Consider the following 2,306-nt stretch of genomic DNA (forward strand, 5'->3'; position numbering starts at 1 on the left):
TTTGACCCTTTCTTTGCTGATATGTCGGTGACCATTATGGGCGGATTAGCGTTTGCCACTATCTTGACCATGATAGCCGTACCTGTGCTTTATAGTGTTTTTTATAAAATTAAGGTAGAGAAAGTATAGCGCGGGTATTTAGTTAGTCACTAAAGTGTTATCTCAATAAAAAGTGCGGTGACTAAGGTTTATCCCTTATCGATAAACATAAAAGCGGACATTAACCTGTTCGCTTTTATGTTTAGGATAAACGGGCAGTTTTTCTGTACCAGACAAAAACTAAGTACCGACATCCATGTCATGATCACACGACTGTTCTTAGCCATCTCGGTAATTGCTCCTGCATTACTCTAATGGCTTATATCCATGCAAGAACATGGCTCCACGGCATTAGTGTATCAATGCAGGTCGATGTGAAAGAACGACTATATTTATGCCTCTCTCAGACATCCTGTCTTTCTAAACAATAGTGCATTTATGCACGCTAGATAAAGAACGAAGATATACTCTTTATCTAGGTCACCTTTATTCTATATTAAGTACTTTTTTCAAGGGCGTTAAATAGGGCTCAAAATGTCGCCATTGTTCAGTGGCACTTTTATAAATGGGTTGACGCACTTGCTCAGAGCTTGGGGTTTTAATATTGCGCTGGGTTTTATGAAAATCGACACACGATTGTTCAAACTCTAAGCCACAAAAATCAAGCATTCTTCGTACTTGTGTTTCTAAATCATCAACCACATCTTCATGATTTACCTTTAATACATAACCCGGTAAGACATCATCCCAATGTGCCATCAATTTTAAATAAGCTTGATAGTAACGACCCATGTCTTCAAGGTCGTAACTAAAATCTTGTCCTTCGGCAAATAATTGTTTAAAACCGCTAAAACAACAAGCCATGGGCGAGCGCCTAGCGTCAATAATTTTAGCATTGGGCAGTATTAATCGGATCAGGCCAATATGGAGAAAGTTATTGGGCATTTTATCAATAAATAAGGGTGCCTTTTCTCGGTAGACTTGAGTTTCGTCAATAAATTGCTGACCAAAGCGTTTGAAATACTCGGGATTAATTTCGTTTAAGTTTTTCGGATATTGGGCTTCTTGATCACTTTTATTATTACTACGGCCTCTTAGTCGTGATGCCAAGCCTAATATATTGTGTAGCTCCATCGTGCCGTCAACTTGACTATGCGAAGCCAGTATTTGTTCAAGTAGCGTTGAACCAGCGCGTGGTAAACCAACAATAAATATCGGATCAGGTAAATTAAGCCCTAAATTTCCACGGCTCTCAAACAGCTCGGCGGTACAGTATTTTATTTGCTCTGCAACTTGTTTTTCTACTTTGCTGATGTCAAAGCCACTATGAGCATGTTGTAATTTATTACCTTCTTGGTAGGCTTGAAAGGCTTGGTTATAGTCTTTTCTGTCTTCAAAGGCTTTACCGGTAGCAAAATGGAGTTGAACTTTATCTGTTAGTGCTAAGGCTTTATTATTTTGCTGTGTTTGCATTTGAGCAATTTCTTCATCACTAAAACGGTAGGTTTTAGTATTGGCTAAACTCCAAAAAGCATCACCATAACTTGGGTTTAACTGGTAGGCTTTTTGGTAAGCAGCAATGGCTTTTTTTATATCACCTTTGGTTTTTAGCGCATGGCCTAGCTGCAGTTGAAAGCCTGCAATTTGATCGTTTTGCTCTACAGCTTGTTCAAATAGGATGATGGCTTGCTCAATTTTACCTAAACCTGTTAAGGCACTCGCTTTAGCGACTTTAAAGCTCAGGTTGTCAGGTTGTATAGCGAGTAACTTTTCAACTTGTTGTTCTGCCACTTTGTATTTACCTAAACGAATAAGTAAATTGAGGTACTGAGAGCGCGCATGGATGTGATTAGGCGCTAACTCAAGGGCACTGGCCAATAAAAATTCAGCATCGTCATAAATTTTTAGCTCTATACCTATTTCAGCAAGCATACACATGCCATCGATATGGCGTTGATTATCTTGCAAAAAATGTCGACAAATTTGTTCTGCTTTTAATAATTTCCCTTCGTGCATTAATTCAGTTACCGCGAGTAAGGCCGGTGGTAATTTTTTTAGTTTCTCTAACTGATTTGCGGCTTTTTGCATATTGTCTTGTTGCTTTGCATCTCGGTACAGGTGAATTAATGCTTGCCAACTAGCGACTAAACTCGGGTTAAGTTTTACCGCCTTTTCAAATGAAATTTTAGCCAGTGCTGGTTCATCTAAGGCTAAATGGATAAAGCCTTGTTCTTGATTAGCACGGCTATGTGTTTCATCGAGTTTAA

At 38.9% G+C, this 2,306-nt stretch carries 1 protein-coding gene; it reads right to left on the reverse strand.

All coding sequences use genetic code 11. The features are described from left to right. Positions 1–525: 525 nt before the first annotated feature. A partial coding sequence (locus H4J41_RS00380; RefSeq protein WP_182150440.1) for a tetratricopeptide repeat-containing sulfotransferase family protein occupies positions 526–2,306 on the reverse strand: 1,781 nt, incomplete at its 5' end.

The organism is Colwellia sp. MB3u-45 (genome assembly GCF_014077005.1).
Taxonomy (GTDB): Bacteria; Pseudomonadota; Gammaproteobacteria; order Enterobacterales; family Alteromonadaceae; genus Cognaticolwellia.